The organism is Methanococcoides burtonii DSM 6242, assembly GCF_000013725.1.
Taxonomy (GTDB): domain Archaea; phylum Halobacteriota; class Methanosarcinia; order Methanosarcinales; family Methanosarcinaceae; genus Methanococcoides; species Methanococcoides burtonii.
Window position 1 is genome coordinate 2,541,137 of record NC_007955.1, and the last position, 23,765, is coordinate 2,564,901.

Genomic DNA, 23,765 nt, shown 5'->3' on the forward strand with positions numbered 1-23,765 from the left:
AGGTTATGGTCGTTCAATTATCCATCTCACTGGTTTGTCGTCAATGGATTTTTATTTGAGATGATGTTATTTGAACAGGCCAATATTGTCTTTCTGGACCACATGATCATAGTTCTTGTATCCGAGTATATCTGCAATTTCGTTGGTCTGTTTTCCTTTGATTGCTTTCAGTTCTTCGGACGTATAATCTGTTATCCCTTTTCCGAATACAACACCGTCACATTCAAGTTTTACAATGTCCCCTCGGTCAAAAGTGCCTGCAACGCCTAGAACTCCTGATGGAAGAAGGCTCATTCTTTTAGCCAATGCTTCCTTTGCACCGGTATCGACTACGATACTTCCTGATGATCTGGCGAGGATTATCCAGCGTATCCTATTTTTGTGTACGAACTGGTTAGTGAGGAAGAGGGTTCCCAATTCTTCGCCATCCAGTATTCTTCGGATACCATCATCGACATTGCTGTTTGCGATGACCATGTAGCAACCTGATATATTGCAGATCTTGGCGGCATCTATCTTTGTCCTCATTCCTCCGACACCTTTCATGCTAGTGGGGTTTCCACCATAGCTTTCGATGGTAGGAGTTATCTCTTCAACAGTCCTTAGCAGAACTGCATCATCGTGTCTTTTTGGATTTTTGTCATAAAGGCCATCTATGTCTGTAAAAAGTATTAACAGGTCTGCTTCCATCTTGCTGGCAACCATTGCTGAAAGTTTATCATTGTCCCCAAGAGTTGCTTCTATCTCATGGACACAGATGGGGTCGTTCTCATTGATTATGGGGATGACCCCATAGCTCAAAAGAGTGGAAATGCTGTTCCTTAGGTTGAGGTAGGTCAGACGGTTGGTGAATGAATCGTATGTTAGCAGGATCTGCGCTACATTCAAACCATATTTTTGGAATGCTTCTGTCCAGTGCTGCATGAGGACTCCCTGCCCCACAGCAGCGGCAGCCTGGCGCACGGGTATCTCTTTCGGGCGACATCCAAGGTCGAGTATTTCAATACCTATTCCTATGGAACCGGAACTTACCAGTATTATCTGTTTTCCGGCTCTATGCAGCTCAGATACCTGTGATGCTATCGTATCCATGAACTCGTTATTAAGGCTGCCATCTTCCCGGCTTATGGAAGTTGTTCCTATCTTAATAACGATCTTTTCAGCATCACCGATTATTTCTTTTCGATTGGTCAAATTGCTACCTCACATGCTTTTATCATCATTCGTTGATAATGTCGGAGAGCTTGCTGTCAAGTTCTTTGTGTGTGAATGGTCTTGGAGTGTCTCCTGCATAGGTTGCGACCTTATCACCATTTCCAAGAAGCACATATTTGTAAATGACAAGTCCTTCCATTCCCACAGGGCCGCGGGCGTGTATCTTGTTGGTGCTGATCCCGACCTCTGCTCCTTTTCCATAACGGAATCCGTCTGCGAACCGTGTGGATGCGTTCACCATTACACTGGATGAGTCGACAAGGGCGATGAACTGTTTTCTCTTTGTTTTGTTCTCGGTGATGATCGCATCTGTATGGTGTGAACCATACTTGTTGATGTGATCGATAGCCTCTTCAATTGAATCCACTAGCTTGATGGAGAGGATAAAGTCGTTGTATTCGGTCTTCCAGTCATCTTCGGTTGCTTTTGCAATGTTCGCGCTGCCAAGTTTTTCTGCTATGGCGTATGATCCTTCATCAAAACGAAGCTCAACTCCTACCTCTTCATACCTTCTTACCATCTCGGGCAGGAACTCTTCGGCTATTTCCCTGTTTATAAGCAGGGTTTCCATTGCGTTGCATACTGCAGGATATTGTACCTTTGAGTCAAAACAGACATCATAGGCTTTGTTCAGGTCAGCGTTAGTATCAACATATACATGGCAGATACCATCCGCATGTCCTAATACTGATATCTTGGTATTGTCCTGTATGAACTTCACGAAGTCGTTAGAGCCACGTGGGATCAGAAGGTCTATATATTCGTCAAGAGCAAGGATGTCCATTACTTCTTCTCTTGTTTCCATAAGCTGGAATGCACCTTTTGGTATTCCCGGGGTATCTTCCAGGGCTTCTACAAGTATGTTGAATATGACACGGTTCGAGTTAAGTGCTTCACTTCCACCTTTGAACACTGTTGCATTACCACTTTTAAGACAGAGGGACATGACCTGTGGTACCACATCGGGTCTGGATTCAAAAATAACTCCAATGAGGCCGATCGGGGAGCTGACCTGATAGAGTTCAAGTCCTTTATCGAGTTCAAGGGTATTTATTGTCCTGCCTGATGGGTCTTCCAGCTTTATTACATCCCGTATGCCACTGATCATACCATCGATCTTGGGGTCGGTCACTTTCAAACGATCGACAAGGGCCTGTGAAAGTTTGCCTTCGTTTTTCATCCTTTCAGCTTCTTCAAGGTCAGCTTTGTTCGCTTCCAGTATCTTGTTACGGTTGGCATCAAGTGCTTTTGCCATAGCTTCCAGAGCGTTATCCTTTGTCTGAGTGTCTACACTTGCAAGTACGATGGATGCCATTTTTGCTTCCATTACTTTTTGTTCTATGTCTGTGGCCATGAAGTGATCACCCTTGTGTAATTATGATGTTTAAATATTACAAAATTTCATTTATCCAATGCTGTTTGAATGCTTTGGATGATGATTACTTTACTGATATAATTAACGATTTATTTAGGGATTTTTACAGTTTGATAGTATTCAAGCAAAAAGCTTCCGCTATCAAAAATAATTGTTTATGGGAAAAGTTTTCCCTAAAAATAAAAAAAGAAGAAAAAAGCAGACAAATGCCTGCTTTTTAGGTTGTTGAAATTATTTTGCCGGGATGATGAGGGATCTCTCACCAGCAGGCTCGAACTCTTTCAATGCGCCTCTACCGAACTCTTTCCTTGGAGCGGTGAAGTCGAATGGAAGCATGTCATCTGCGAAGCAGACCTTGATCAGTGGGTTAACTGCCCATGCATCTCCACGTCCTGCGTGTGCTGCTGAAGTGATTGCGGCGTAACCGCCCTGGTGACCTACGTTCATTGCGTAGTTAGGGTAGTTTGGACCACGTAGTTCAAGTGGCAGACCTTCGTCGGACTGGAAGGAGAATACGTTTGTAGCACCACACTGGTCTTGCAGGTCGAAACCGAAGAAACCAAGACGTCCGAGTGCTTCCTTGTGCAGGTACATTGAAAGGTACCATCCGGAAAGACCAGCGTTTCCGTTTCCGGTTGCGAGTGCTGTTGCACTACCTGCTGCTGCGGAGAGTACTGTTGCTCTCTGGGAACCACCGAAGTGGTCTTCGAGTGCGGTTGGGTACTTCTCGTAGTTCTCGATACCGTAGATCGTGGACTCTGTTGCGATGTCCTTGACAACATCCATTGTTGCCTTGACCTTGTTGTCTGCACCCTTGTTTGCTGCACCATCGTACTTGTCGTTGATGTAGTCAACGTTGTAGTACAGGTTGTCATCGAGGATGTTGTTGGTGTATGCAGCGGTTGCGTATTGTGTGAAACCGACTCCACCAGACATGTATGATCCGAGCCAGATCTGATCGTAGAGCATACATCCTGCACCTACTACCTCTAGAGCTACGTGTGCTGGATCTTCTGCGTCAACACGGCTTGTCTGAATGATATCAGCCATGTGACCGAAGGAAATTCCACCAGGTTCGTTTGGTCCACGAGCACGTCTTGCTGGAAGCATATCTCCCATTGAGATTACACCAGCATGCTTTGCTGCGTATGAAAGGTCAGCTACGGCTGCTTCACCAGCACACATGTTGTATGCTGCGATGAAGGACATACCAACCTGCATTGCCATCCACCTTGAGGTCTGTGCACCATCTGTTGTTCTGCTAACAATGGTTGGGATGTGTGCTGCCTGCCAGGTTGTCTTTCCAATAGCTGCTTTGAGTGCTTCTGCCTGTTCCTCTGGGAACTGCTTGTTGATGTTGATGAGGAACTGGTCATCGATCTCATCTGCAAGCTCGTCGTCACCGGTGAAGATCTTACAGTAACAGTCATCTACAAGAGCTGGGTGTGTTTCGACCATGTGCTCCTGAACAACTGCTCCACCGGGGAGTGCGTGGTTGAGCACTTCAAGGTAGTGGTTGATCGTTTCTGGTGTGACTTCTATGCCGAGACGTTTCTCGAGTGTCTCGTGAGCCATGTCCATACCGACAATTGTGGTTCTTCTGATGTCATCCCACATCTGCTGCATTGCAGCGTTGTTGACGTAGTGAAGATCATCGGACTCGACCATGATGTCAGTACCGGAAATGAAGGAAGGTGTTAGTGCTCTCTGACCGAGTGGTATTCCACCACAGTGCATCATAGGATTGTAACCAACAAGACCTCTCTTGTCAGCTATTTCCTGGCCTGCCTTCCTCATTTCGACCTTTCTTGGGTTCTGGTCTACACCAAGACGGTAGTAGGTCACTTTCTTGTCAGTGATCTCTCCGCCTTCCATCTTGTTGTCGCCGTGTGCTTTTGTGAATTTGATTTCCAGATCTTTCTGGAACATTCTCTTTCTATCATCTGCCATTTTTTTCACCTCGCTTACTCTGGCTTGAATCCATATGCGGTTCTCTTCTCAAATATTGTGTGGACCCATTCGATGACCTCTGCGTCATCTCTGAATGCAATATTGTCTACACGGTAGATTGTGGTTCTCTTGGCAGCTTCTTCCTCAGACATTGGTTTTCCGAAGTCTACCTTTTTATCGATAGCTCTTCCGACCTGGTCCTTGTGCATAATTACTACGCCGTTCTCAAGGCGGCATCTGTCGAGCATATCGAACATGATACCGTCTTCTGGGAGACGGAGTGAGTGACCGTGCACTGTTGCGCCACGAAGACTTGCAAGTGCCGGGCAGGTCATTTCTGTCTCGAGCTGGAACTTTGCGACTTCTTCCATATCTCTTTCACGAGCTTCTACGACCTGACGACCGGAAAGTGTACCTGGGTCGACACCTCTGTGGTTGATAGCTACTGCGTAGGATCTGAAGTATGGGGTTGAAGGTGCGTTGTACATTGAGTCAACGAACTGAACGTACCTTACCCTGTCACCGGCTTTTGCGCCTGGTGTTGCTTCGACCATCTCTCTGACTGAACATTCTGGTTCACCCATCTCAGCAAGTGGAGGGTGTGTGCTTGGGTAATCGCTACCTGGTGCACGGTGTCCGAGTACTAAGGTCAGATCGTCATCAGAGACTTCCCTGAGCTTCTCGACCTTACCGGACATGTGTTTCCTTCTGTTCTCTGCAACGGATGTTGCACCTGGATAATACTGTGCTTCGTATGCCATGTTATAACACTCCTTAATTATCGATCGATCTCATTGTAGTTTTAACGGCTTTCACAAGTTCGTTTAGTTTATCCCTTGAACAGGACTCACCTCTTGTGATGCCTGTTACGATATCCATGACTTTACCTTTCGTCTGGATCTCGCTACTTTTTGGCTTTACAATCTTGGTCTTTATGCCTACCCTTGCAAGATCCTCAAAATCAATGTTTGCTTGACAGACGACTATTGCCGGGGTATCTGCTTCCTTTAGAATTTCCCTTACTTTCTTAACCACGTGATCCCGTATGTTTCCGGTATGGATAACGGCCAGTTTATGTCTGGATATCTGGGCAATCTCTTCAGGTGTTATCCCGAATGAACCTGATCTCATAGGAGTATCAGGAATGCCGGATCCAGAATTAAGTACCAGTACACTGACCTGTATCTCCTCCCTGCGCATGCCGTATGTGAGTTCACATATCGGCTTTGTGATATGTCGTCTTCCCGGGCTCATTGCAACTGCGATGACATCAGGGCGTCCTGTCTCGGAAAGTGTACCGCGCTGTGCGAGTCCTCCACCTCGGCCAAGGCCCATTCCATGCCTGCAATCTACAACTTGAGTTTCCCGGTCGAACAAATCGATCACTCCGCTGGATTTAACATACAGACACGATTTCCGACCTTTCCTTTCGGATCAGCTAGCCCTAAAGTAGTCGGGTCAGCACCAGGTCCGCGTTTTGCATAGTCTGAAACGGTTTGCCTCCTTTGTATGAAAAGTCCTTGCCGGAACTCATAGCCCATCGGTAGTGTTCGCTCGCACACTTCTCTGATGTTCTCTCTGATTTCTTCGTTAAGGATCTCCAGCCTTATGCGGCCAACAATTACAGCAAGGTCCATATCCGTTTCACCGATCTGGATATTTTTACTGAATTTATGATCAACATCGTGTCCGGTTGCCGGTCCGTATGGTACGGTCTTTGGTAACCTCGGGCCATGTACGAATGCCCGTGTAATGCCTTCGATGTTGCTCAGTTCATTGAGTAGTCTCTGTGCGGTCTCTGGACTCAGGAACCGTGCTGGACATATCTCGATCTGAATGAGATCTTCTAAATTTGTGACAGATTCGACCATTATGTATTACCTTTGAGATCTGTTAGAACACTTGTATTAGAGTGCCCCTGCAACTGCTTTGATTGGCTCTCTGAATTCTTCGATCGAACCGAACACATTTCCGACAAGTGCAGATGTCTTTTCGATAGTTATCATCTGAGTACCTGCGTCAATTGCACATGCAGCGGATACACAAGGAATTGCGAATCCTCTGGAGTGTCTTGTTACAACGTGGTTACCGTTGAAGATACCTGGACCTCCACCACCGTAGATTGAGTGGCTGAAGAAAGAGAATCCGACTCCAGTACCCTGTGCTCTACCCATGTCACAGCCAGGAAGACCTGTTTGCTTCTCGAGTATATCGTTGAAGTACACGATAGTTGATGATACGTTCTGAGCTGCTCTGCCTGCTCCACAGTTTACGAGTGTAGCTGCAAGCTGACCAGCTGCTGCGCATGCGTTCCACATGGATACGTCATTTGCTTTATAGAATTTGTATCCGGATGGTGCTGTGTGGTCAACTTCGATGACGCCGAGATCGATTGCTTTCTCGATAACTGTATCGATAACTGTGCCGATTGTACCGGTCTTACCGTTCTCTTTGACGATATCATAGACTACGTTGTTAGCGTTAAGACCCTGATATGCAAATCCAAGTAACTGGTGTCTCTCGAATGAACCTACCGCATTACCCATCTCGTACATACCTGCTTGCTCGTAGATCGAAGAGAGTGCAGCAGCGTTCATTGCCTTTCTGCCTGTGATAGCAGCGACGTGGTTGGTCATGATGTTCCTCAAGGAGAAACCGAGACCTTCATTCTGCTGTGGTATGCTGAGAATTGATGCAACGTTACCGCCACTCATGTCCATGGTCTGTGGGTAGCTACCCCAGACAGCGCCCTTTACTAGTGGTGCATCGAACATGTCGGTGTTGAACGTATTAATGATGGTCTCTACAACAGCTGCGCCACTTACTGTGCTTCCTGAAACGAAGTCAGCACCAGCGTCTGTTCTTGCGCTTGGGACCTGCACAAGAAGTTGTTTTCCGCCGCCGATCACTTTTACTACTGTGTCGTCATCATTGCTTACCTTTACAAGGTTTGCAACAGACTCTGCGATAGCATCTGCGTTCCCTACGATATCATATTCAAGACTGCGTCCGAGAATCTGACGTCCTTTACCACCATACTTGCCGGTTGCGAGACCTTTCTCTATACCTGCAAGATTGATAGCAACAGTTCTCTTTGTGTCTTTGATGATCTTTCCTATTGCTGTATTTGTTGTTGGGGCGAGGTTGAGTATATCTACATCGCTTTCCAACAGTGTACCTCTGTCGTCATATATGTCTACTTTGTCAGACACGTATAGTTTCCTCCTAAATTTTATTACAGGAACTCTTCCTGGAAATCACATAATTGAACTAATGGCTCGGAACTTCTCTTCGATTACCATTAATGTGTTTTTTACATTCCCAATTGTAGTCCCTTCTAGTCAATTCAAATTTGGAATGCTGTTTTTACGTTTAAAGCTTTTGGATTTAGATTATGGATAGCCAAATTCCTCACGATAAATCATGAACATAGTTCGTGCGGGTCTTTATGTGTTTGATACTTTGTATGTAATATACATACAATATACATACTTTTTACTACATTTGTAACAACAGTTATGTATTTTAATACTGTATATTTTAATTTTGTAAGTAATAATATTCACAATGGGGCTTACCCGGGTTTGACACCACAAATGATTTGTATTACATGATTTAAGGTATCTCCGATTGATATGGAAATCGGAGCAGATGTTGGAGGCAACCCAGGTGTGGATTGCCGTGGGTTTTGCAGTTATTGCTATTTCAAGAAAGTGAAAGATGTACCTGCGTTTGGTTGTAAACACTGCTTTCCTTTTTCAAAGGGGTGTGACTATTGTACACGTGGTGTAAAAGAGCTCTACTCCGGTTTCAAACCTGCTCAATATGTCATGGGGGAGGTCTCACAAGCTATACATTTTAGCAGTGGCGAGCTTGACAAGATCACAATAAGTGGCAGTGGCGATGTCAGCTGTTATCCGGACCTTAAAGAACTGGTATATTTGCTATCTCAGTTCCAAAAACCCATCCATCTTGGCTACACAAGTGGAAAAGGATTCACTTCTGAAGAAGATGCTTCATTCTTTATTGAGAACGGTGTAACCGAAGTTTCATTTACAGTATTTGCTACTGACCCCGAGATCCGCGGGAAGTATATGAACGATCCTGAACCAGAGATATCGTTGGCTGTACTTCGGGAGTTCTGCGCAAATTGTGAGGTTTATGGTGCTATCGTCGTAATACCTGGTATTAACGATGGTGCCGTACTCGAAAAGTCACTGAGTGACCTCGAAGAGATGGGTGCGACAGGTGCTATTCTGATGCGTTTTGCAAATTCAAGGGAAGAAGGCCTTATTCTCGGGAATGCACCAATTATGGACAATATCAAGACCCACACGGTGGATGAATTCACCCAAATAGTTCGCGAAGCTGCATCAAAACATGATCTCAGGATCACTGGCACTCCTATGGAAGATCCTCTTATAGGTTCTCCGTTTGCCATACGTTTGAACGATGACCTTTTGGCACAACTTCCTGAGGTCCGAAAAAAAGCCACTATACTAACAAGTAATGTAGCTGCAGGCAGACTGTCTGAGATATTTGGCAAGCTCGGAGGCACTGTTAATGTAATCGGACTTAACAAGGACATTGGATGTTTGATAACCATTGATGACCTCAATGATATTGATCTTTCCGAAGTCACAGAAACAGTGCTGATCCCTGGGCGTGCTTTTGTTCACGATCCCGAGGCAAAGGCAGTACTTTCTGCCGATGGCGTTGATAGGATGGTAAGGCGTGGTCCTGAATCATTGACCGTGGATGGCGAGATGTCTATTGGTATGACCGAAAAAGAGGTTTTAGATCTTGAATTTGAGAATTTTAAAGAGCTTATCGAACACATCAACGCGATTGGTATGCCTGTATAAATGGAGCCTTTGCCGTAATTAAAATACAGACCTTCCGACCTCACATGAAGTCGGAAAGTCCCATCTGTTTTGACTTATCATTTTCGAAAAGGGATTTCATATCATAACCTATCAGTTCTATACGTTGTTTTGTATAGCTGGAAACATTATACTCTTCCGCTATTTTTATAGAAACCTGCAGATATTTTTTAACGGCTCCTTCGTGTACTGTCAGTATCACACGGCCACCGCATTTCGGACAACTTCCGGTAAGGGGTGGCCTGCGAAACTTGGCAGCACATTTGACACATCTGGTCCTCTGTCTTGAAAAGGCCCTCAGGTTGCCGAACATATCCGGCAGGAAATGTGATGTCAATACCCTTTCCGCAACATCGGGCGCATCCACCGCACGTATCTTCTTAGCAAGCTCAAGTTGAGCGTCCATTTTCTCCACCATGGTCCCAAGGGTCTTGTATGCACTTTTGAGCGGCCCGGCAGCAATATTGGATGTGTCATGGGTGAACATGAACTCCTCATATTGCAGTGTCGTACCCAATCTGCCACTTACAAGGTCCATGGTACCTTCAAAGTCCTTTGGATTTGCGATGTTCTGGGTCGCTTCATAGAATTCCAGCGGGTAAGATGCACACATATCTATATTATGTGCTTCCTTATCGACCTCGCTTGGATCGAGGCGGGTGGTCAGAACAAGTGGTGCATCCATCTGTCCTCCCCTCTTGTCGGGAAGATAATCACGGGAAAAATTAAGAAGGCCATCCATAAGAAGCATAACGCAGTCTTCGTCCCCATCACAGTTTCTCCTTTTTGCTGCATGGAAGTACGGATGTGCATAACCCACTGAAGCAGTGGTGAATCCGATAAGTCTTCCAAGAACACCTGCGGATGTGTGGGGTGCAAGTCCCATAAGAAGCACGCCAACAATATCGTCGATGTGTTTTGCATTATAATATGGGGCGACCTTATAATATTTCACTAGCAGATCATCAATATACTGTGTGATTCTCAAAATATAGTCGGCGGCATCATATGAGATCACCAGATCCTGTACCTTGAGGCAAAGTACCTGCTCACTATCGATCAGGGGTTTGCCATAGATGTCTTTCAAATAGCCAAGTTCTATCATCCTTTCACAACTGACGCCTATCTCTGCTGGTCGTATGTGGGTAAGGGGGATGTCCGACATATCATATCGTACAGTACCATCTTTGAATGTGAACAGACCATGTTTAGCTCGGAGAATGCCTTTCTCAAGAGGCTCCGGTGTCATGTGCTTTGACATCATCTTCTTGACACCTTTGAAAGAATCGAGGTGATCCCTTTCTCCTATACTCTCAAAAGCTTTCTGATAAATGCTTTTGAAATCGATCTTACGCATGCTGGTACAGGTGGTCTTGGAATTACATTTCGGACATTTTTCCTTGTTTACCGAAATGCCACATCTTGGGCAGAACAATTTCGGTAATGTGTATTCTCCACATTCACATCTGAATTCAAAGCCTTCCACTCCACACGCAGGGCAGATCCTATTTCCGATCTCTACCGGGATAGTGCCTGCCTTTGAATTCGTGTTGACCTTGAAATTTGCTGCCTTCTCGAGACTTCGGGTGTTACCGCCTGCCTCTGCAATAGGGAAAAGCGCATGTGGTGCCGGTGTCATTTTCCTTTTATCGGATTTTTCCGGTCTCCCCATTCTGGCACCAATGCGGGTTGGGGCGCGGGGTCTGACTACAAACCCGGCTATCTCATTGATATTCTCGAGCAGTTCTTCATGTCCGAGTGAATCCCATCCTTTCGATAGCTCCTCATCGAGTCCCAGGGAATGGATAAGCGGAAGTGGTTCTTCTATAGTTAGCGCTTGACCCTGTATCTTGTGTTGTACAAGGAGGTCTTCGAGTACCTTCTTCATTCCTGTATCAATTGTTCTTTGTAGTGGCAACTTAAGAAATGACCCGTCCGCTTCAAGCAGACCATCTTTCGAAATAAGGTCCGCAAGTGCTGTGTACTGGGAATTGTCAATGTCATGCCAAAGGTATGTGAATTTCGGGTGCAGTGGTATGTTCAGTTCCTTGCACAGGTCCAATGCAACCTCTTGTGTCGGCTCTTTCAGTTCCGCCTCATTGGTTTCTGTATCTGGGGCGGCTTTCCTGTATTCTTGTATCCACCACTCAAAGCAATATGGGGAAGGTGCAAGGGGATGGTTATTCTCAAGGAAATCCCCGTAGTTGATTAATATCTCACCGATATCAATTATTTCTTCTACTTCGGAACGAAGGGCGTATGCTTCATCGATGGTGTCTATTCTGATAACATCGCCGTTATTAAGGCGGACAGTGGGTCCTTCAATGGAATCTACCGGGGCCATGCCTGCGGCCTTTCCAGGACGTTCTACCTTAAGCTGTGTTCCGGGTGCAATGAAATCATCCATCACTATCATTCCGGCAGGACTTATGCCCGCAGCTGCAAATGAGGTATTGCGTGATCGTCCGTATCGAAGTCTGAACCCCCCGGGTCTTGATGGATGGGAAAAAACAGGTCTTCCTGCAATGAGGTCCCGCATATACTTATCCTTTGGTTTTATCTTCGGCTTCCCATCAGTCTCTTCATCTTCATCACTCTCGGATGAACTTTTTACACCGGAGATTAGTTGCTCGAGCCATTCCCAGCCATCGATCTTCAGATTTTTCACATGCTTTTGTATCTTCGGGGCTTTCAGTGCCAGACCTTCGGCAAGTACCAATGCCATTCCGCCACGCACCCGGTTAGTGTCAATTCTCTCAAGGTTGCGGTGTCCTTCGACCTCTTCCGCTTCGGTGGGTTCTCCATCGATACAGATAGGACAGTTCTCTACAATAAGGCGTATCTCTTCCTCAGAAGGGGTGTACTGGAGACTTGCAACCCGTTTGTAGAGCATGATCTCTTCGATGTAACGCTCAACTTCTTCTTTACGAGGTTTGTACCTGTCGATACCAACGCCTCTGCGCACATAATCTCCGACAAGGACAGATAGTGCCTGAGCTGTACCTCCGGCACTGCGTATCGGGCCTGCATAGAATATGCTCACATATTCAGAACCGTCATCGTTCTTTCCTATACTGGCACGGTCTATTCCTTCTATGGGAGCTGCTACAACTCCTTCTGTGAGCATTGCAACAGATACGCGTATGGCAGCTTCTATAGCTTCTGATTTCGAGTCGAACTCTCCTACCTTTCCCTGGGCGACCTCTCTTCCAAGTGCCAGTGCAGCTTCTTCTCTTGACATCGTTTCTTCAAGTTTGCGTATAAGTTCGGCAACCCCTTTGACTCCGATGAGGTTTTCCACACGGTCGGCAAGGTCCTTTGCAAGAGGTATCTCGACATGTGGTTTTGGGTCTTTACCCCTGGATCGGGCATCGTTTACAATGTCTATCTCTTTTTTTAGTGTGCCTTCAAGGGTGTTGAAGTACTCATTCATTTCATCGCTTGCAACTATTTCTGCCATATTGGTTTGTTCTCCCTTCTTGTCAGTGACTATAAGGTGTGAAATTAAAAAGATGTTGATGTCGATTGAGATTAAACCATATGTTTTTATATTTGTAACGATATAATTAAATAGTAACATTTAGTTTTAATGAGGTGTATATAATGAAATGGGGTATACTAACAATTCTGTTGATTATTTCAATGCTTTCAATTCCTGCATCTGCAGATCTTTTTGACGACCTGGACCTTGCTGTGAACGATTTTAATGAGAACGTCGATCAAGTTCCTTCAAGTGTTAAATATGTTATAGGAAATGAAGAAATGCTTTTGTTCATCGATATGAACGATGCAAGCAAACTTGCTATAAAAGCAGTAACTAATGTAGATCTGGAGGTTACGACCTTTGAAGATGTAAATGCTTCCAATCCTGGTTTTGAACCAGATCTTATTGTAACTTCCAGTGAAGATGTAGTGAGGGATCTACTGGATTCTGAGGATGCTGTTGCGGATTTCAATGATGCATATGATAATGGCAAGATTATGATCGAGGCAGCAAGCACTATAGATAAGATCATTATCTCTGTAGGTGGAGTTTTCTTGAAACTTTTAGGTACGGTTGGAGTTGTATAAATATTGCATTAAAATGCATATTTCGATTTCTCTATTTTTCTATTTTCCATTTTCTATTTTTTTCATTTTGGATAGGGGTTTGAATGTTGTGAATCGAACTATGCAGATGTATTATATTATTAATTAAATACTACTTATCACGTTTTGCTTATAAACGCTTACCAGAAACTACATAAAAGTATATGTTCAATTAAGTTCAATTTCGGCTTATGATAAACGTATTGATCCAAGCTGGGTCTGAATTGATAATTATGAGGTACAAATAATGACAGTAAAAATAACGGAAACTATTCTGAGGGATGCTCACCAATCCCTTCTCGCAACACGTATGCGAACCCGTAACATGCTGCCTATCATCGACAAACTTGATGAGGTTGGCTACTATTCCCTTGAAATGTGGGGTGGTGCAACATTCGATACCTGTATCCGTTATCTGAACGAAGACCCATGGGAGCGGCTCCGGGAGCTTAAGAGTCGCATGGAGAAAACTCCTGCGCAGATGCTTCTTAGGGGTCAGAACCTTGTGGGCTATCGTCATTATTCTGATGATGTTGTGGAAAAATTCGTTACCAAAGCACATGAGAATGGCATTGATATCTTCAGGATATTCGATGCTGTTAATGATATACGCAACATGGAGAAAGCTATCTCAGTTGCAAAGAATGTCGGTGCTCATGTACAGGGTACTATCAGTTATACAATAAGTCCGGTACATACAGTGGAGAAATATGTCGAGTTTGCAAATGAGCTTGCTGAACGTGATTGTGACTCGATCTGTATCAAAGACATGGCAGGCCTTCTCGCACCGCATGAAGCATATGAGCTTATAACGTCACTCAAAAAAGAGGTAGGACTTCCTGTGGCACTCCACTGCCATTGTACATCAGGAATGGCATCCATGAGCTACCTGGCTGCATGTAAGGCAGGTGTCGATATTCTCGATACTGCACTTTCTCCCCTGGCAGGAGGAACCTCCCAGCCACCTACGGAATCTGTTGTTGCTGCTCTACAGAGGACAAAATATGACACAGGACTTGATCTTGGGAAATTCACAGCAGCTTCAAAATATTTCAAGGACCTTAAAGAAGAGTTCCGGGGTATCCTTGATCCTATTTCAGAGCAGATCGATACTAACGTATTGTTGTATCAGATCCCTGGCGGTATGCTTTCCAATCTTGTTTCACAGCTTAAGGAGCAGAATGCCCTTGATAAATATGAGGCGGTTCTGGAGGAAATGCCAAAAGTACGTGAGGAGCTTGGTTATCCTCCGCTTGTCACCCCGACCAGCCAGATCGTAGGCACACAGGCTGTTTTGAATGTGCTTATGGGTGAACGCTATAAGGTCATTCCGAAAGAGGTCAAGGATTATGTGCGTGGTCTCTATGGCAGGTCACCTGCACCTATCAGTTCCGAAATGATCGCGAAGATAATTGGCGATGAGATGCCTATCACAGTTCGTCCTGCTGACCTTCTCAAACCTGAGTATGAGTCACTTAAAAAAGAGGCCGAAGAGAAGGGTCTTGTGAAGAAAGAGGAGGATGTACTTACTTATATCCTGTATCCTGCAATTGCACCTAAGTTCCTGCTTGGTGAAGCTGAGGAGGAAGAGCTTGTTGCAACAAAGGCAGCTACTGGTGTTGCACCGGTGAATGTGGCCATTCCAACGGATTATATAGTTGAGATCGAAGGCGAGGTATTTGAGGTCAAAGTAGAGCCAGCCGGAGGTTCTGTCACTGTTGCTGAGAAGTCTTCAGAGGTAGTTGAATGCGAGGGTGCGGTTACAAGCCACATGCAGGGAATGGTCCTTTCCATAAATGTCAGTGTCGGAGATACTGTTGAAGAAGGCGACAAGGTCTGTGTGATCGAGGCCATGAAGATGGAGAATGCTATCCATGCTTCCCATGGCGGTGTGGTAAAGGGTATCTTCGTTTCCGAAGGGGATCTGGTCAGTAAGGTCGAAGTACTGATGACTATTAACTAACAGGAGTTCTTATCATGTTCAAGAAAGTCCTTATAGCAAACAGGGGTGAGATCGCTATCCGTATAATGCGTGCATGCAGGGAACTTGATGTTTCCACAGTTGCTGTATATTCGGATGCTGACAAGAATGCCCTTTTTCCAAAATATGCAGATGAAGCATATCATATCGGTCCTTCACCTTCAAGCCAGAGTTATCTGAACATGGACAAGATAATCGAAGTGGCAAAGGAGTCGGGTGCGGAAGGGATCCATCCTGGATATGGTTTCCTTTCAGAGAATCCGGTTTTCGCAAAGAAGTGTAAGGCTGCTGGGATCGTGTTCATCGGTCCTTCTAGTGAGGTCATTGAGAAGATGGGCAGCAAGATCGCTGCAAGAAAACTTATGATAGAAGCTGGTGTTCCGGTAGTTCCGGGATATGACAAGGCCATTGAAGATGTGGATGAAGCCCTCGAGATGGCTGATTCCATTGGTTATCCTGTGATGATAAAAGCATCTGCAGGTGGCGGTGGTATTGGTATGAAGGTCGTCTATTCAAAGGATGAGTTCCAGTCTTCTCTGGAGTCTATCCAATCGGTAGCACAATCTGCTTTTGGTGATCCTACTGTGTTCATTGAGAAGTATGTGGAGGAACCTCGCCACATCGAGTTCCAGATACTTGCAGATAGTCATGGCAATACCGTTTATGTATCGGACAGGGAATGTTCTATACAGCGCAGGCACCAGAAGCTCATGGAAGAAGCTCCATCTCCGGTGCTGAGCCCGGAGCTGCGTAAGAAAATGGGTGAGGCTGCTGTCAAAGCGGTAAAGTCCATCGGTTATGAGAATGCAGGTACTGTCGAGTTCCTTTATTCCAAGGGAGATTTCTATTTCCTCGAGGTCAATACACGTCTTCAGGTGGAGCATTGTATCACAGAGCTTGTTACCGGCCTCGATCTTGTGAAGCAGCAGTTGCATATTGCATGTGGAAAAGAACTTCCTTTCAAGCAGGAAGATATCAAGATCACAGGGCATGCATTCGAGTGTCGTATCAATGCCGAAGACCCTCTCAATGATTTTGCACCTTCTCCGGGTAAGATCACCAGGTACCGCTCACCAGGGGGTCCGGGTGTACGTATAGATAGTGGTGTCTATATGGGCTATACGATCCCTCCTTTCTACGATTCGATGATTGCAAAGCTTTGTACCTGGGGTGAGACTCGGGAAGAGGCTATCAGTAGGATGAAGAGAGCACTTTATGAGTTTGTCATTGTTGGTGTCACTACCAATATTCCATTCCATAAGGCTGTCCTTTCCAATGAAGCGTTCGTACGTGGGGATCTGACAACTCATTTCATCGAAGACCATAATATCCTTGAAGCAGTAAAGGGAGTCGTGGAGGATGAAAAGGAAAAAGGTTTCACTCTTGCATCTGTACTTGGTAATAATTCACGTAAGACAGCAGCTGCTACTGCGGTAGTCAGTGCTTATGTAAATGCTGCAAAACAGCAGTCAAATGGTCAACAGACTAAATAAGGTCTGTTGACATATTGTTTTATTATCATTTGAATTTGGGGGGTTTACTTGACTGATAAGAAAATGGATATAATCAGAGCTTTGAAAAGGGCAGGGAATAATCCTATTTCCGGTGAAGAACTTGGGGGAATACTTGGCATTTCCAGGACGATGGTCTGGAAATACATGAAAGCACTAGGTGAGGAAGGCTATGTGATCAGATCCTCGCCTGGGTCCGGTCATGTTCTGGTGTCAGCACCCGACAAACTTTATCCATCAGAGATAATGGATGGTCTTGATACGAGTATTATCGGAGGGGATATTCGATATTTCGATGAGGTGGATTCAACCAACGATGTCGCAAAGAAAATGGGGTCATCATCGGATGAAGGTACTGTTGTAATTGCGGAAATGCAGGATAGCGGTCGTGGTCGAAAAGGTGGTCATTGGATGTCTCCAAGGGGTGGTGTCTGGATGTCTGTGATCCTTAAACCGAATGTAGTTCCGGCATATGCGCCACGTTTCACTCTCATGGCCGGAGTTGCAGTTGCAAAGGCAATTCGTGGTCTTGGTGTCGAAGCATCTCTTAAATGGCCAAATGATGTTTTGATCGGGGATAAGAAGGTTTGTGGTATTCTAACAGAAATGGATGCTGAATGCGATCAGATCAATTTTGTTATCATTGGTATAGGTATCAATGTCAATGTGCTCATCGAAGAACTTTCGGAAGATCTCAGGTCGAGTTCAACAAGTCTTAGTGAAATAAAAGGCGAAGAGCTGGACAGGATCGCTTTTGTTCAGGCATTGCTGAGGGCACTTGAAGATGAGTATATCCGATCTAAGACGTCAGGTTTCGATTCAATTCTTGAGGAGTGGAGATCTCTATCTTCAACGATAGGCAGGGATGTGGATGTGGTAACGCCTCAAAGGATCATAAGGGGAAAAGCAGTAGGTATCACTGAAAATGGTACTCTTCTTGTGGAGACTGCAGAAGGTCTGGAAGAGATCGTTGCCGGAAGTTGCATTCATGGGTAGTAGGTGTGGCACGTGAATAAAAGAGTTTTAAGACATTTACTTTCGATCCTATTATTATTTTTAATATTTTTTATTTATGTTTGCCCTGTATCTGCTGTAAAAGATGATGTCCTTATGGATGGTAAAGGTATTTTTATTGAAACCAAAGGTGAATGGCATTTCAGTCAAGGATATCTCTTTGTGGTCAAGGATGTGAGTGATGATGGCAATGTTTGGGTGGAACTTTTGCTTGATGGCGTTCTCCTCAAAGATGAAATACTGAATGAAGGTTCAGTTTTCATCTATTTGCATAATTCAAAAGAGATATTCAACATTACTCTGGACTCTGTTTACTATGGGTCAGATGGTGATCTGATCACATTCATTCCGGTATATCAATATCTTGACCCGTCACTACCTGCACCCGCTTTGAATGACTCGAACGTTTCTTCAAATAGTTCTTCGAACGTTTCTAATGATCCTCTCGAAAATAATAGTGCGCCAGAGAACAATATTCCGGGATTCAGTTTCATTATGGCTATTTTAAGTATGTCTTCTATTGTAATCTTTAAACGTTTCTCCTGAGAAATGTATTGAAATTAACAGGTATTATTCACAAAAGCAATTTTAGATCTCAGCAAATATTCATAATGAATTGTTCATCTATCGTTTTAACTATGGGTAAGACTGTGGGTGTATGGATGGATGCTGAATAAGGTCTTTATAAAAATAACTGTGTAAAAGATCAACAAAGAATAGAATGGATGTATAAAATAAAAAATGAGATAATAAGCTTAAAGCTTAAGATCTCCCTTCTCCATCAATAATCTAAGGTCTTCAAGACTCATTCTTCCTGTCTTTTCAAACTTCTCTTTTGCAACAATATGCTTTTCATCCAGTTTCTTCTCATCCTTTTCGACCTGGATCTCATTGAGCTTGTCAAGATATACGCTGAGTTCATCTCTGAGCTCTGATATCTTTGCTTTCAGTGGATCGATCTTTTCCCGAATTGGTGAGACAACATCATAGGTCTCTTTGATCTGGGCATGGTAGAGATCTGCTTCTTTTCGAAGTTCATCGATCTTCTTGTAGGATGCAAGCATTGAAAGGTGGTGTTTTTGTGACTCTTCTGCAAGTCCCTTTACATCCTTTCCAACAGTCCCATCGGCTTTGTAGATCGATTCTGATGATCTGTATGTTTCCACGATCTTGCTATGTAGCTCATCAGCCTGACTTGCGGCATCGATCCTCTCTCCAAGGTCGGAAAGTTTCTCGAAAATATCAATTTCATGTTTGAGGGGAATGTCTGCATTTAAGAACTTATCAAGTTCAGCAGCATATGCCCTTGACAGAGATTCCACACTTCCACGGGATTGTTTGTTGTATTCATCACGTTTTGTTTTAAGCTCGGTGATACTGCCGGTGACCTTGTTCTTTTCACTGCGAATCTCATCTCTTGTGCCCTTTATTTCTGAGATATTCTCATTAGCGATATCACGAAGTTTCTTATCTTCGCGTGCTTTTGTTGCAAGTTCCTTTACTTGCGCGTTAAGCTTGTCCCTTTTCTCTTTTAGCTCATCGATATTTGTACGATGAAGCTTAAGATCCCTAAAAACACCTTTCAGGGTACGTTCGTTATGAGTGATCTTGGTCCTGTAATCGTTAACGGTGTTCTTCAGGTCTTTTTCACTCATGGTTGATGCCTCTGTTGTGGTCATGCGTCAGCCTCCGTCGTGTTCTCTTCCGTGGCAGGATTCTTTTCCCAGTGTTCAAGAGCTTCATTATGGCTCTTTATTCTGTTCTCAAGCCATCCGTGGCGTGGTGAGATCGTCTTAAGTTCCTCACTTGCTTTGTGGAAGTTTTCCTCAAGGGCCTTAATGCCAATGGTTCCTGCAAGCTCGTTGCTAGCTTCGATAGCACCATTAACCTTTGCTTTTATCTGTTGAACGGAGTTCTGGACGGTTCCATGTGTGCTCATACCGTTCAGCTTGGTCAATAGTTCATCAACTACTTGTTTTTCTTCACTTATGTCGATGAGGCGTCTGACCTTGGTAAATCCGTCATTAGCAGCATGCATTAGTTTGTTATCAAGCAGTTTGTCATCGATATCAGTGAACATGTTCCCAAGAACGTTCTCTGCCTGATGGTAGAGCTGCTGACGTTTCTCCTTTAGAACCTCAATACGGGTCAGAGTATCTTCCTTTTTCTGCTTTGAGGACTCTATTTGTTCATTCAGTGCCTTTGATCTTGCATCGAGCTCGCTGAACTCTTTGTTGTATTCTTCCAGGAGGCGCTTGTGTTTTGCGATCACACTTTTGATAAGCTCATCTTTGTCAAGAATGGAAGTTTCCTTATTCATATTACTTTCACTCATATTTACACCGGTTTTTAGATAAATGTAAAATTCATAATTTGTATATCTGGGCATGTGGTGTGCCCTCTATGTATATGACGCATTCCGGATCAACGGCACCAGAATCAATGGCGCATTGAATTGAACGTGTTCCAAATATGTTCGCACTCGGGGCGTTCCTTATCGCTTGTACGATGGTCTCTTCGGATGCTATCTCTCCTTTGTAGAAACCTTCCGAGATATCTATTACTATTTCACCCTTGGTCAGCTTTTTTCCGACCAGTTCTTTGTCGCAAACAGCAACGAGGATCTGATTCGTGGATCTGTGTATTTTCAGGTACATATATTCACCTTATTATACTAATTTTATGTGCTTGCTATCGGGAGCTAACAGGTCTCCCTGCTTTTTCATCTTAGATATAAGCTCTTCAGCTCTTTCCCTACTTATTTCGTCGGTCTCAGCTTCTGCATATACTTCTTCAAGGGGTGCTTTTCCGCCTGCATGCCTGTCGCCGACACGTTTGATTATGTCTTTGATCTGATGTATCTTGTCACGCTGACTCTTGCTGGTTCCGGATGCAATTACGTCCACGTCGAAAGCTCCGGTGTCGGGATCTACTCCTACCTGACGCATACAGGCCATGGATATTCGTGTGGTCCTTTTCGCATCATCAATAGTTACTACATTGCTTAAACGTATGCGTGCGCTTGCTTCAGCAAGTCTTACAAGGGCTTCAAGTTGTCTTGCAGTGACTGGTACCGGTGAATCTTTGCCTTCACCCTGTTTGCGCAGGTCGAGATAGTAATTAATGATATGGTCTCGGGCATCATCTTCCATTATGGGGAAGATCCTTCTCCTTGCGTACGCAACGTATTTTCTCAGCAAGTCGTTTTCAATGATGGGCATGATGACCTTCATATGAGAATCCACTTCTTCCTTTGTAACTGTTGAGTGTGGGACTCTCTGCCTTTGTTCGTTGAGCTCGCCTGCATACTGGGATTTCAGTATGTGGTGTGCGATATTGCTGTCTTTGATTCGGTCAGGTACATCAAGAAGTATAAAAATAAGGTCGAATCTTGAGATAAGGGCCGGAGGCATATTGATCTGTTCTGCAAGGCCTTCGTATTTATCGAACCTTCCGTATTTCGGATTGGCTGCACCGAGTAATGCACATCTTGATTTCAATGTCGCAAGTATGCCTGCCTTTGCCACACTGATGGTCTGCTGTTCCATGGCTTCGTGCAGGGAACTTTTATCTTCCTTGCTCATCTTGTCCATTTCATCAACTGCGGCAAGACCCATGTCCGCCATGACAAGCGCACCGGCTTCCAGTGTCCAGCGTCCGTCCCCGAGATCATCCTTGACGGCTGCAGCGGTAAGACCACTGGATGATGCACTTTTACCTGAAGCGAAAACACCACGTGGTGATATCTTCACCATGTATCTGAGCAACTGACTCTTTGCGATACCAGGGTCACCGACAAGCAATATGTGTATATCGCCTCTTACTCTTGAACCATCAGGTAACATCTTAGGTACTGCTGAGAACAGCTGTAAGCTGAGTGCTTCCTTTATGTCTTCATATCCGTAGATGGACGGTGCGATGGAACCTCTTATCATCTTATTGATCTCAGGGTCCTTTCCCATCTCAACGATGCGTTCTTCATCTTCCGGTGATATATCGAGCTCATCAAATTCCTGATCCACGTATTCGATCGAATTGGCGTGGAGAACAAGGTCATAAAATGTCGATTTTCCTTCTCTCAAAGTTCTCTGATGGGAACGAAGTACGCCATTGATAACAAGACGGTCACCAGGTTTAACAAGTCCTGCCAGGTCGTCTTCTGCATCGACATCCAGACTTTGGGGCTGGCTGCCACCTTTCAGGCTTTCCGGGGACTCCTGTACCTGGAGCTTTTGGGCATCCAGAAATGTGGACTGGTCGATCAGAAGCTTGAATGGCCCTTTCTTACCACAGGATTCATTTTCACAATCAGTAGGTTCCACGAACTTGGGGCCACCCTGTGGCTCAAAACTGGTATTCTCACACCTCATGCACATAAATGCTGCATTTGTTATCTTTGGCCTGACCTCGGTAGCTTTGCGTATCATACCTTCGATGGATATGAACTTTAGAAGATGTTTACTTCGAAGTTCTCTGATAGCCACGCGATTGGGGACGTTTATGAACTGGACATGAGCATCATCGAGGTCTTTCTCGATAGGTATGTCTATCTCTCTCAATGCCTGTTCAGCATAGGGTATTACATCGTCCGGGTGCTCAAGTAGCTCGTATGCAAGGTCTGCATCGAATTGCTCGAGGTCGGGAAAATCAACAACAATACTTCTGAGTTCAGGGTACTCGTTTGCCAGCAGGAGTATTTCATCCCAGTAATAGCGCTTAAGAAAATCCCTGAACTTTTCATCCCATTTTATTTCACTCATGTAATCCACATTATTATATTGAAAGGATACCTCAGGTATCGGAGATATCAGAATACCCTATATACATATCAATATTTCGAGTCAATACGTTTAGAATGCTATACTGTATGGCCCTGTTCATTTGATATGTTTCTGGACCTTTCCAATAAAACCCCTTAATGTCTGCACTTCCCTTGGCATAAGTTGAGCCCTTCCAAATATTCTTTTAAACATCAGGTGGGTCTTTTCTTTTTTGTGTGCAGGGTAATCGATGTCATCAAGAACTTCATCGATATGCTCAAATAATAATCTCAGGTCGAATCCGTCTGCAAGGCTGTTCTCGCCTGCTAATATCTGGCTCATTTCATAAAGTATGATCGTGACTGCATGTGAAAGGTTCATTATTGGATATATTTTGGATGTGGGTATGCTTACGATAACATCACTGAGTTTAAGCTCCTCGTTGGTGAAACCGTGATCTTCCCTTCCAAAAATGACTGCAATCGTTCCACTCATTCCGCTGAACTTTACTTTTAGGTCCCTTGGGGTATATGGGGGCATTCGGATATGTTCATCGATTTTCATTCCGGTTATGCCGGTAGTTGCAATAACTAAATCACTGCCTTCAAGGGCTTCTTCGATGGTTTCAACTGTCTTTGCACTTTCTAGGATATCGTATGCATGTGAAGCAAATGCCCTTGCTTCCATTTTCAGTTCGCAGGGGTTTACAAGTATCAGGTCCGAGAACCCAAAGTTCTTCATGGCTCTTGCAACCGATCCTATATTTCCCTGATATAAAGGTTCTACAAGGATTATTTTCAGATCTAATGTCATCCACTCTCTGAATATCTCCAATACATGTATATTTTGCGCAACTATAATATCAAGGGTATCCGGTAGCAGTATGGCTAATTTATTATAAGAATGTTATTAGATGGCTGATATTTCTATGGCAACACTGCCATTTAATTGAAGTTCTATTCAGTATTCCATAAACATTATCAATGA

General features: G+C 44.4%; 19 protein-coding genes. 6 read left to right on the forward strand and 13 right to left on the reverse strand.

Features of this window, described 5'->3' with window-relative positions; genetic code table 11:
- Positions 1-66: 66 nt before the first annotated feature.
- The 7 genes from proB to mcrB all read right to left on the reverse strand — a co-directional run bounded on the left by proB (position 67) and on the right by mcrB (position 7,752).
- Positions 67-1,194 carry a glutamate 5-kinase gene (gene proB / locus MBUR_RS12545; protein ID WP_011500401.1) on the reverse strand — a complete coding sequence of 376 codons (1,128 nt, stop codon included), beginning with the start codon at positions 1,192-1,194 and terminating at the stop codon, positions 67-69.
- Between the two features lie 25 nt (positions 1,195-1,219).
- A complete protein-coding gene (locus tag MBUR_RS12550) occupies positions 1,220-2,569 on the reverse strand; it encodes a glutamate-5-semialdehyde dehydrogenase (RefSeq protein ID WP_011500402.1) in 1,350 nt (449 codons plus the stop codon).
- Between the two features lie 252 nt (positions 2,570-2,821).
- Positions 2,822-4,540, reverse strand: coding sequence for a coenzyme-B sulfoethylthiotransferase subunit alpha (gene mcrA, locus MBUR_RS12560; RefSeq protein ID WP_011500403.1), 1,719 nt, complete (start codon positions 4,538-4,540; stop codon positions 2,822-2,824).
- A gap of 14 nt (positions 4,541-4,554) precedes the next feature.
- A complete protein-coding gene (mcrG, locus tag MBUR_RS12565) occupies positions 4,555-5,301 on the reverse strand; it encodes a coenzyme-B sulfoethylthiotransferase subunit gamma (protein ID WP_011500404.1) in 747 nt (248 codons plus the stop codon).
- 13 nt (positions 5,302-5,314) lie between these two features.
- The gene (gene mcrC / locus MBUR_RS12570; protein WP_011500405.1) at positions 5,315-5,917 is read right to left on the reverse strand and encodes a methyl-coenzyme M reductase I operon protein C; all 603 of its coding nucleotides are present in this window, start codon (positions 5,915-5,917) and stop codon (positions 5,315-5,317) included.
- 5 nt (positions 5,918-5,922) lie between these two features.
- Positions 5,923-6,411, reverse strand: coding sequence for a methyl-coenzyme M reductase operon protein D (gene mcrD / locus MBUR_RS12575; protein ID WP_011500406.1), 489 nt, complete (start codon positions 6,409-6,411; stop codon positions 5,923-5,925).
- A gap of 36 nt (positions 6,412-6,447) precedes the next feature.
- Positions 6,448-7,752, reverse strand: a complete 1,305-nt coding sequence (gene mcrB / locus MBUR_RS12580; RefSeq protein ID WP_011500407.1) for a coenzyme-B sulfoethylthiotransferase subunit beta — start codon at positions 7,750-7,752, stop codon at positions 6,448-6,450.
- Positions 7,753-8,175: 423 nt separating this feature from the next.
- Here mcrB and mmp10 point away from each other — a divergent pair, with 423 nt between their 5' ends.
- Positions 8,176-9,405: a methyl coenzyme M reductase-arginine methyltransferase Mmp10 gene (gene mmp10, locus MBUR_RS12585; protein ID WP_011500408.1), complete on the forward strand. Its 1,230-nt coding sequence runs from the start codon at positions 8,176-8,178 to the stop codon at positions 9,403-9,405.
- Between the two features lie 40 nt (positions 9,406-9,445).
- Here the strand turns inward: mmp10 and MBUR_RS12590 are convergent, their stop codons facing one another.
- Positions 9,446-12,883 (reverse strand): DNA polymerase II large subunit, encoded by a 3,438-nt coding sequence (locus MBUR_RS12590; protein WP_048063431.1) that lies wholly within the window; start codon positions 12,881-12,883, stop codon positions 9,446-9,448.
- A gap of 143 nt (positions 12,884-13,026) precedes the next feature.
- On the opposite strand from MBUR_RS12590, the gene MBUR_RS12595 reads away from it, so the two are divergent.
- From MBUR_RS12595 to MBUR_RS12615, 5 genes are all read left to right on the forward strand, one after another.
- Positions 13,027-13,494, forward strand: coding sequence for a hypothetical protein (locus tag MBUR_RS12595; protein ID WP_011500410.1), 468 nt, complete (start codon positions 13,027-13,029; stop codon positions 13,492-13,494).
- 265 nt (positions 13,495-13,759) lie between these two features.
- The gene (gene oadA, locus MBUR_RS12600) at positions 13,760-15,475 is read left to right on the forward strand and encodes a sodium-extruding oxaloacetate decarboxylase subunit alpha (RefSeq protein ID WP_011500411.1); all 1,716 of its coding nucleotides are present in this window, start codon (positions 13,760-13,762) and stop codon (positions 15,473-15,475) included.
- Between the two features lie 14 nt (positions 15,476-15,489).
- Positions 15,490-16,986: an acetyl-CoA carboxylase biotin carboxylase subunit gene (locus tag MBUR_RS12605; RefSeq protein WP_011500412.1), complete on the forward strand. Its 1,497-nt coding sequence runs from the start codon at positions 15,490-15,492 to the stop codon at positions 16,984-16,986.
- A 48-nt stretch (positions 16,987-17,034) separates the two neighbouring features.
- Positions 17,035-18,000, forward strand: a complete 966-nt coding sequence (locus MBUR_RS12610; RefSeq protein ID WP_011500413.1) for a biotin--[acetyl-CoA-carboxylase] ligase — start codon at positions 17,035-17,037, stop codon at positions 17,998-18,000.
- Positions 18,001-18,114: 114 nt separating this feature from the next.
- Positions 18,115-18,564, forward strand: a complete 450-nt coding sequence (locus MBUR_RS12615) for a hypothetical protein (RefSeq protein WP_048063432.1) — start codon at positions 18,115-18,117, stop codon at positions 18,562-18,564.
- A gap of 209 nt (positions 18,565-18,773) precedes the next feature.
- Here the strand turns inward: MBUR_RS12615 and MBUR_RS12620 are convergent, their stop codons facing one another.
- The 5 genes from MBUR_RS12620 to MBUR_RS12640 all read right to left on the reverse strand — a co-directional run bounded on the left by MBUR_RS12620 (position 18,774) and on the right by MBUR_RS12640 (position 23,591).
- Complete coding sequence (locus MBUR_RS12620) at positions 18,774-19,697, reverse strand: coiled-coil protein (protein ID WP_011500415.1); 924 nt, start codon at positions 19,695-19,697, stop codon at positions 18,774-18,776.
- Positions 19,694-20,353 carry a hypothetical protein gene (locus tag MBUR_RS12625; protein ID WP_157196745.1) on the reverse strand — a complete coding sequence of 220 codons (660 nt, stop codon included), beginning with the start codon at positions 20,351-20,353 and terminating at the stop codon, positions 19,694-19,696. The genes MBUR_RS12620 and MBUR_RS12625 overlap by 4 nt, the downstream gene beginning before the upstream one ends.
- Before the next feature lie 31 nt (positions 20,354-20,384).
- Positions 20,385-20,675, reverse strand: a complete 291-nt coding sequence (locus MBUR_RS12630) for a DUF424 domain-containing protein (protein WP_011500417.1) — start codon at positions 20,673-20,675, stop codon at positions 20,385-20,387.
- A gap of 12 nt (positions 20,676-20,687) precedes the next feature.
- Positions 20,688-22,778 carry a minichromosome maintenance protein MCM gene (locus MBUR_RS12635; RefSeq protein WP_011500418.1) on the reverse strand — a complete coding sequence of 697 codons (2,091 nt, stop codon included), beginning with the start codon at positions 22,776-22,778 and terminating at the stop codon, positions 20,688-20,690.
- A gap of 117 nt (positions 22,779-22,895) precedes the next feature.
- Positions 22,896-23,591 (reverse strand): RNA methyltransferase, encoded by a 696-nt coding sequence (locus MBUR_RS12640; protein ID WP_011500419.1) that lies wholly within the window; start codon positions 23,589-23,591, stop codon positions 22,896-22,898.
- Positions 23,592-23,765: the final 174 nt, after the last annotated feature.

Bases quoted from the DNA above. Each gene is read 5' to 3' on its own strand.
- MBUR_RS12550 (WP_011500402.1), bottom strand. From the start codon at position 2,569: ATGGCCACAGACATAGAACAAAAAGTAATGGAAGCAAAAATGGCATCC.
- mcrA (WP_011500403.1), bottom strand. From the start codon at position 4,540: ATGGCAGATGATAGAAAGAGAATGTTCCAGAAAGATCTGGAAATCAAA.
- mcrG (WP_011500404.1), bottom strand. From the start codon at position 5,301: ATGGCATACGAAGCACAGTATTATCCAGGTGCAACATCCGTTGCAGAG.
- mcrD (WP_011500406.1), bottom strand. From the start codon at position 6,411: ATGGTCGAATCTGTCACAAATTTAGAAGATCTCATTCAGATCGAGATA.
- mmp10 (WP_011500408.1), top strand. From the start codon at position 8,176: ATGGAAATCGGAGCAGATGTTGGAGGCAACCCAGGTGTGGATTGCCGT.
- MBUR_RS12590 (WP_048063431.1), bottom strand. From the start codon at position 12,883: ATGGCAGAAATAGTTGCAAGCGATGAAATGAATGAGTACTTCAACACC.
- MBUR_RS12595 (WP_011500410.1), top strand. From the start codon at position 13,027: ATGAAATGGGGTATACTAACAATTCTGTTGATTATTTCAATGCTTTCA.
- oadA (WP_011500411.1), top strand. From the start codon at position 13,760: ATGACAGTAAAAATAACGGAAACTATTCTGAGGGATGCTCACCAATCC.
- MBUR_RS12605 (WP_011500412.1), top strand. From the start codon at position 15,490: ATGTTCAAGAAAGTCCTTATAGCAAACAGGGGTGAGATCGCTATCCGT.
- MBUR_RS12615 (WP_048063432.1), top strand. From the start codon at position 18,115: ATGGATGGTAAAGGTATTTTTATTGAAACCAAAGGTGAATGGCATTTC.
- MBUR_RS12620 (WP_011500415.1), bottom strand. From the start codon at position 19,697: ATGACCACAACAGAGGCATCAACCATGAGTGAAAAAGACCTGAAGAAC.
- MBUR_RS12625 (WP_157196745.1), bottom strand. From the start codon at position 20,353: ATGAGTGAAAGTAATATGAATAAGGAAACTTCCATTCTTGACAAAGAT.
- MBUR_RS12630 (WP_011500417.1), bottom strand. From the start codon at position 20,675: ATGTACCTGAAAATACACAGATCCACGAATCAGATCCTCGTTGCTGTT.
- MBUR_RS12635 (WP_011500418.1), bottom strand. From the start codon at position 22,778: ATGAGTGAAATAAAATGGGATGAAAAGTTCAGGGATTTTCTTAAGCGC.
- MBUR_RS12640 (WP_011500419.1), bottom strand. From the start codon at position 23,591: ATGACATTAGATCTGAAAATAATCCTTGTAGAACCTTTATATCAGGGA.